7 protein-coding genes are annotated in these 6,246 nt (G+C 66.7%); 4 read left to right on the top strand and 3 right to left on the bottom strand.

Annotated features, from left to right (window positions below; all coding sequences use genetic code 11):
• Positions 1-181: 181 nt before the first annotated feature.
• From A5727_RS10965 to A5727_RS10950, 4 genes are read left to right on the top strand one after another with little or no spacing between them, the layout of a single operon-like run.
• Positions 182-1,219 carry a branched-chain amino acid ABC transporter permease gene (locus A5727_RS10965; RefSeq protein WP_068248803.1) on the top strand — a complete coding sequence of 346 codons (1,038 nt, stop codon included), beginning with the start codon at positions 182-184 and terminating at the stop codon, positions 1,217-1,219.
• Complete coding sequence (locus tag A5727_RS10960) at positions 1,216-2,400, top strand: branched-chain amino acid ABC transporter permease (RefSeq protein WP_068248801.1); 1,185 nt, start codon at positions 1,216-1,218, stop codon at positions 2,398-2,400. Before A5727_RS10965 ends, A5727_RS10960 begins: the two co-directional genes overlap by 4 nt.
• A complete protein-coding gene (locus A5727_RS10955; protein ID WP_068248799.1) occupies positions 2,397-3,242 on the top strand; it encodes an ABC transporter ATP-binding protein in 846 nt (281 codons plus the stop codon). The genes A5727_RS10960 and A5727_RS10955 overlap by 4 nt, the downstream gene beginning before the upstream one ends.
• The gene (locus tag A5727_RS10950; protein ID WP_068248797.1) at positions 3,226-3,966 is read left to right on the top strand and encodes an ABC transporter ATP-binding protein; all 741 of its coding nucleotides are present in this window, start codon (positions 3,226-3,228) and stop codon (positions 3,964-3,966) included. Before A5727_RS10955 ends, A5727_RS10950 begins: the two co-directional genes overlap by 17 nt.
• Positions 3,967-3,971: 5 nt before the next feature.
• On the opposite strand, the gene A5727_RS10945 is transcribed toward A5727_RS10950, so the two are convergent.
• Genes A5727_RS10945 through A5727_RS10935 form a run of 3 tightly spaced genes read right to left on the bottom strand, consistent with a single transcriptional unit; the run spans position 3,972 to position 6,216 of the window.
• Complete coding sequence (locus A5727_RS10945) at positions 3,972-4,202, bottom strand: DUF167 domain-containing protein (RefSeq protein WP_068248795.1); 231 nt, start codon at positions 4,200-4,202, stop codon at positions 3,972-3,974.
• Between the two features lie 3 nt (positions 4,203-4,205).
• Positions 4,206-5,042 (bottom strand): SMP-30/gluconolactonase/LRE family protein, encoded by an 837-nt coding sequence (locus A5727_RS10940; protein WP_068248793.1) that lies wholly within the window; start codon positions 5,040-5,042, stop codon positions 4,206-4,208.
• Between the two features lie 10 nt (positions 5,043-5,052).
• A complete protein-coding gene (locus tag A5727_RS10935) occupies positions 5,053-6,216 on the bottom strand; it encodes a lipid-transfer protein (RefSeq protein WP_231992033.1) in 1,164 nt (387 codons plus the stop codon).
• Positions 6,217-6,246: the final 30 nt, after the last annotated feature.

Genomic DNA, 6,246 nt, shown 5'->3' with positions numbered 1-6,246 from the left:
GGGCGGGGCGCCCCCCCCCCCCCCCCCCCCCACCCTACCACAAACAACAAACCCCTCTTGTGCTTTTACTACCCGGGAGGTTGCTGGGCGCGGCGGCCCGCCCGCGGGGGGGCGGCCCCCCCCCCCCGCGTCCCCCGTTACAGCTCAGACGTACCCCACCGCGTGAGGAGCCCGCCCCCGGATGATCCAGGACTGCGTCGACCAGCACGCCTGCCTTGCGGCCAACATCAATTTCAACGTGAGCGGCCTGCTGGACAGCTTCTGGCAGTTGACGATCGACGGATTGTCGTGGGGTGCGATCTACGCCCTGGTCGCCGTCGGCTACACGCTGGTGTTCGGTGTGCTGCGGCTGATCAACTTCGCGCACTCCGAGATCTTCATGCTCGGCATGTTCGGCGCCTACTTCTGCCTGGACATGATCCTGGGTTTCACCCCCAGTGGAAACGCCTACAACAAGGGCGTCGCGCTGACCATTCTGTATCTGGGCGTGGCCATGCTGTTCGCGATGCTGGTGTCGGGCAGCGCGGCCGTGGGACTGGAGTTCGTGGCGTACCGGCCGCTGCGGAAACGCAACGCGCGGCCGTTGACCTTCCTGATCACCGCCATCGGAATGTCATTCGTACTACAGGAATTCGTTCATTTCATTCTGCCGCAGATCATCAAGGGATACGGCGGCAACAACGCTCAACAGCCGATCGTGCTGGTGCAGCCGAAGGTCCAGTTCACAATCTTCGGTGCGACCGTCACCAACGTCACCCTGGTGATCATCGGCGCCGCACTGGTCTTCGCGCTGCTGACCGACATCGTGATCAACCGGACCAAATTCGGTCGTGGCATCCGGGCCGTCGCCCAGGATCCGACCACCGCGACCCTGATGGGTGTCTCCCGCGAACGGGTCATCATGACCACCTTCCTCATCGGTGGCCTGCTGGCCGGCGCCGCGGCGCTGCTCTACACCCTCAAGGTGCCGCAGGGGATCATCTACTCGGGCGGATTCCTGCTGGGCATCAAGGCGTTCTCGGCCGCCGTGCTGGGCGGGATCGGCAACCTGCGCGGCGCACTCCTGGGTGGACTGCTCCTGGGGGTCATGGAGAACTACGGGCAGATCCTGTTCGGAACGCAGTGGCGTGACGTCGTCGCCTTCGTGCTGCTGGTTCTGGTGCTGCTGATCCGGCCCACGGGCATACTCGGGGAGAGCCTCGGAAAGGCGCGGGTATGACGGACTCCAAGCACTCACTCGCGCGCACACTCGGCGCGCCGGGGGACCGGTTGCGCGACTGGTGGGCCGACCTGAGCCGGCCACAGAAGTGGATCTTCGGCGCGTTCGGGTTCGCCGCGATGGCACTGCTGCCGATCTGGACGCCGGGCTTCATCGACACACCGGGCGTCAGCTTCGACGGGGTCATGGCCCAGTTCGCGATGATCGCCCTGGTGGCCATCGGGCTCAACGTGGTGGTCGGGCAGGCTGGTCTGCTGGACCTCGGCTACGTCGGTTTCTACGCCGTCGGCGCGTACACCGTGGCGCTGCTGACCAGTCCCGACAGTCCGTGGAATCAGTTGGGCCTCACCGGATTCTTCAGCAGTGACTGGGCGTGGCTTTCCTGTGTTCCGCTCGCGATCGCGTTCACCGCGCTGGCCGGGCTGATCCTGGGCTTCCCGACACTGCGGCTGCGCGGCGACTACCTGGCGATCGTCACTCTCGGGTTCGGCGAGATCATCCGGCTCCTGGCCGACAATCTCAATGACATCACCAACGGTTCCCGTGGCCTGCACGGCATCGCCTTTCCGCGGTTCGGTGAGGACAAGATCTCGGGCGGGTACTTCTCGGGTGCCAACTCGATGGATGAGGCCACCAACGGAACCTGGTGGTACTGGCTCGGTCTGGTGCTCGTGGCGGTCGTGCTGCTGATCGTAGGCAACCTCGAACGCAGCCGGGTGGGCCGCGCCTGGGTGGCCATCCGTGAGGACGAGGACGCCGCGGAGGTCATGGGTGTCAACGCCTTCAAGTTCAAGCTGTGGGCCTTCACGCTCGGTGCGGCCATCGGCGGCCTGTCCGGGGCGCTGTACGCCGGGCAGGTGCAGTACGTCGCGCCGACGAACTTCAACATCATCAACTCGATGCTGTTCCTGGCCGCGGTCGTTCTGGGCGGGCAGGGCAACAAGCTCGGCGTGATCTTCGGCGCTTTCGTCATCGTCTACCTGCCGAACCGGCTGCTTGGCGTACACCTTTTCGGTGTCAACCTCGGCGATCTGAAGTATCTGTTCTTCGGCCTGGCACTGGTGCTGCTGATGATCTTCCGGCCCCAGGGCCTGTTCCCGGTCCGGCAGCAGTTGCTGACGTACGGCAAACGCGCCAAAGAGCTTCTGCGCAGCGCTGACGAATCGAAGGCGGCGGCATGACCGAATCCGAGCCCCTGATCGACGAGGAGATGGCCGGACTCCATCGGGAGGTCCATGCGGCCGAGGGTGAAACCCTTCTGGAGACGGTCGATCTGACCGTGAAGTTCGGCGGTCTGACCGCATTGGACGCCGTCAACTTCGACATCAAGCGCGGCGAGATCCTCGGCCTGATCGGTCCCAACGGCGCCGGTAAGACGACCTGCTTCAACGCCATGACCGGGGTGTACCGGCCCAGTTCGGGCACCGTGATCTTCGACGGTGAACCGTTGGGCCGCATCAAGCGTCACCAGATCACCCGCCGGGGGATCGCCCGAACATTTCAGAACATTCGGCTCTGGGGTGAGATGACGGCGCTCGAGAACGTGGTGGTGGCGACGGATGCCCGGCATCGAACCTCGGTGCCCGGCGCCATCTTCCGCACGCCGCGGCACCGTCGTGAGGAGCACACCGCGATCGAGAAGGCCGCAGCGCTGCTGCAGTTCGTCGGCATCGCCCACCGGGGTGAGGAGAAGGCCAAGAACCTCTCCTACGGCGACCAGAGGCGACTGGAGATCGCCCGGGCGCTGGCCACCGAACCCAAGCTGCTGTGCCTCGACGAACCGGCGGCGGGCTTCAACCCGAGTGAGAAGGCCGCGCTGATCGACCTGATCCACGCGATCCGTGCGGACGGCTACACCGTGCTGCTGATCGAGCACGACATGCGACTGGTCATGGGCGTCACGGACCGGATCGTCGTGCTTGAGTTCGGCCGGAAGATCGCCGACGGTCTGCCCGCCGAGATTCGAGAGGATCCGAAGGTGATCGCCGCCTACCTGGGAGTGCCCGATGACGAACTCGAGTGACCGTCCGGTGCTCTTGGAGGTGCGCGACGCCGTCGTGCACTACGGCAGGATCGAAGCGCTGCACGGTGTCTCGCTGGTCGTGCACGAGGGCGAGTTGGTCACGCTGCTGGGCGCCAACGGTGCCGGCAAGACGACCTTGATGCGGGCCATCTCGGGTCTGCGTCCGTTGACCTCGGGATCGGTGTGGTTCGACGGCGTGGATGTCTCGAACGTCAAGGCCCACAAGCGGGTCATCGACGGGCTGATCCAGTCTCCCGAGGGCCGCGGCGTGTTCCCGGGGATGACAGTCGTGGAGAACCTCGAAATGGGCTGTTACGGGCGCAAATTCCCGACCCGCGAGCAGCACCGGGAGCGGCTGGACTGGATTTTCGAGACATTCCCGCGGTTGGCCGAGCGTCGTGACCAGGTGGGGGGCACGCTGTCGGGCGGAGAGCAGCAGATGCTGGCGATCGGGCGTGCCCTGATGGCCCGGCCCAAGGTGCTGCTGCTCGACGAGCCGTCGATGGGCCTCGCGCCCATGGTGATCTCGCAGATCTTCAAGATCATCTCCGAGATCAACCGGCAGGGCACCACGGTGCTGCTGGTCGAGCAGAACGCCCAGCAGGCCCTGAGTCGCTCCGACCGCGCCTACATCCTGGAGACCGGCACCATCACACGCGAAGGCGTCGCGCGAGACCTGCTGGCCGACGACAGCATTCGCGCGGCCTATCTCGGCGTCGCCTGAGCTGCCTAGTCCTCGATCCGAAATCGTTTGAGGCGCGACGCCGGGCCCGACACAAGTTCGACGCGGCTGGGCGCGACGCCGAAATGTGCGGCGAGCGCTCGGATGACGGCCGTGTTGGCCTTGCCGTCGACGGCGCGTTCGCGCACGTAGACGATCAGCTCACCCTCGGGTCCCGACTCGATCAGCGGGCCCTTCCTGCTGCCCGGTTTGACCCGGGCGACGACGAACTTCGGCATGGCTCAGGGTGATCCGGCGCCCGGAATCTCGACCCGGGCCTGCATGATCCAGCCCGTGGACTCGCCGTTGGTCAGTGCGGCATGGTCGGTGTCGTCGATCACCAGGTACAGCGTGCGTCCGTCGGCACCGCCCAGCGCCGGGGCCACGGCCCAGCCCGTGTCGATGGGGATGCGATGGGTGATGGTGCCGCCGGCTGTGACGCGGAGGAACTCCGCACTGTCGTAGCAACCGACCCACACCCCGCCCTCGACGTCGACGCACAGTCCATCGGGGTGCCGGCCGGGACCCAGGTCGGCGAAGACCTCCGCCTCACCGAGGCTGCCGTCGGGCTCGACCCGAAACGCCAGAATTCGCGAACCCCTGGTTTCGCTGACGACCAGCGTCGCACCATCGGGCAGGAATCCCAGCCCGTTGGGCAGTGCGAGTCCGGTGGCGACGATGTGCGCGGTGCGGTCGGAGTCGATCAGCGCGATATCACCCACGAGGCCGCCGTCGGTCAGTCGGTACAGATCGACGTAGGTTCTGCCGTCGGGTGCCACGACCATGTCGTTCGTCGACCAGGCGAGGCCGCTCAGATCGGACACCGACGCCGATCCAGCCGGGTCGACATAGTGCAGCGACGGCTCGAAAAGCGTTGACACCACCAGTGTCCGGTCCGGAAGCCAGCCCAGCCCCGATGCGCGCGGAATCGTGGCTTCGACCACCAGGTCGCCAGATGCCCCGGCCGAGCACACCCGACCGGCGAGCCCGTCGGTGAACCACAGCCGGCCGTCGTGCCACCGCGGTCCCTCGCCGTAGACCAGCCCGGCGAGGAACGGGTCCGGCGCGAGTGTTCTCACGCCGACAAGGCTAGCGTGCGACGATCACCGAGGAGCCGTGTCCGAACAGGCCCTGGTTGGCGGTGACGCCCACCTTGGCGCCCTCGACCTGGCGTCCCGTGGCTTGGCCCTTGAGCTGCCAGGTCAACTCGCAGACTTGGGCGATCGCCTGGGCGGGGATGGCTTCACCGAAGCACGCGAGGCCGCCGGAGGGGTTGACCGGGACGCGCCCGCCCAGTGAGGTGGCACCGCTGCGAAGCAGTGCTTCGGCCTCGCCCTTGGCGCACAGGCCGAGGTGCTCATACCAGTCCAGTTCCAGTGCGGTGGACAGGTCGTAGACCTCGGCGACGCTGACGTCCTCGGGGCCGATGCCGGCCTCGGCGTATGCGGCGTCGAGGATCTGATCCTTGAACACCCGCTCCGGCGCGGGCACCACAGCGGTGGAATCCGTTGCGATGTCGGGCAGTTCGGGCAGGTGCTGCGGATAGCGCGGGGTGACGGTGCTGACCGCGCGCACCGACGGCACACCCTCGACCGATCCGAGGTGCTTCTCGGCGAATGACCTGCTCGCCACGATCAGGGCGGCCGCCCCGTCGGAGGTGGCGCAGATGTCGAGCAGCCGAAGGGGATCGGCCACCACAGGACTGGCCAGAACGTCCTCAACGGTGGACTCCTTGCGGAACCGCGCGTTGGGGTTGTTCAGGCCATGCCGGGAGTTCTTCACCTTGACCTGGGCGAAGTCCTCCAAGGTGGCGCCATAGAGGTCCATTCGGCGGCGCGCCAGCAGCGCGAAGTAGACGGGGTTGGTGGCGCCGATGAGGTGGAACCGCTGCCAGTCGGGGTCATTGCGACGTTCACCGCCGACGGGAGCGAAGAAGCCCTTGGGTGTGGTGTCGGCACCGATCACGAGCGCGACGTCGCAGAAGCCCGCCAGGATGTGGGCGCGCGCGCTCTGCAGCGCCTGGGATCCACTGGCGCAGGCCGCGTAGCTCGAGGACACCGGGACGCCGTTCCAGCCGAGCTTCTGGGCGAAGGTGGAGCCCGCGATGAAGCCGGGGTAGCCGTTGCGGATGGTGTCTGCGCCGGCCACCAGTTGGATTTGGCGCCAGTCGATTCCGGCTTCGGCCAGCGCCGCGCGGGCGGCCACGACACCGTACTCGGTGAAGTCGTTGCCCCACTTGCCCCACGGGTGCATGCCGGCACCCAGGATGTACACCGGATCGGG

The organism is Mycobacterium sp. ACS4331 (assembly GCF_001667265.1).
In the GTDB taxonomy this organism is placed as follows: Bacteria; Actinomycetota; Actinomycetes; order Mycobacteriales; family Mycobacteriaceae; genus Mycobacterium.
The sequence above is the reverse complement of the archived record's forward strand: the minus strand, read 5'-3'. Positions and strand labels throughout refer to the sequence as shown.

Coding starts and splice junctions, on each gene's coding strand:
- A5727_RS10965 (WP_068248803.1), top strand. CDS start 182: ATGATCCAGGACTGCGTCGACCAGCACGCCTGCCTTGCGGCCAACATC.
- A5727_RS10960 (WP_068248801.1), top strand. CDS start 1,216: ATGACGGACTCCAAGCACTCACTCGCGCGCACACTCGGCGCGCCGGGG.
- A5727_RS10955 (WP_068248799.1), top strand. CDS start 2,397: ATGACCGAATCCGAGCCCCTGATCGACGAGGAGATGGCCGGACTCCAT.
- A5727_RS10950 (WP_068248797.1), top strand. CDS start 3,226: ATGACGAACTCGAGTGACCGTCCGGTGCTCTTGGAGGTGCGCGACGCC.
- A5727_RS10945 (WP_068248795.1), bottom strand. CDS start 4,202: ATGCCGAAGTTCGTCGTCGCCCGGGTCAAACCGGGCAGCAGGAAGGGC.
- A5727_RS10935 (WP_231992033.1), bottom strand. CDS start 6,216: ATGCACCCGTGGGGCAAGTGGGGCAACGACTTCACCGAGTACGGTGTC.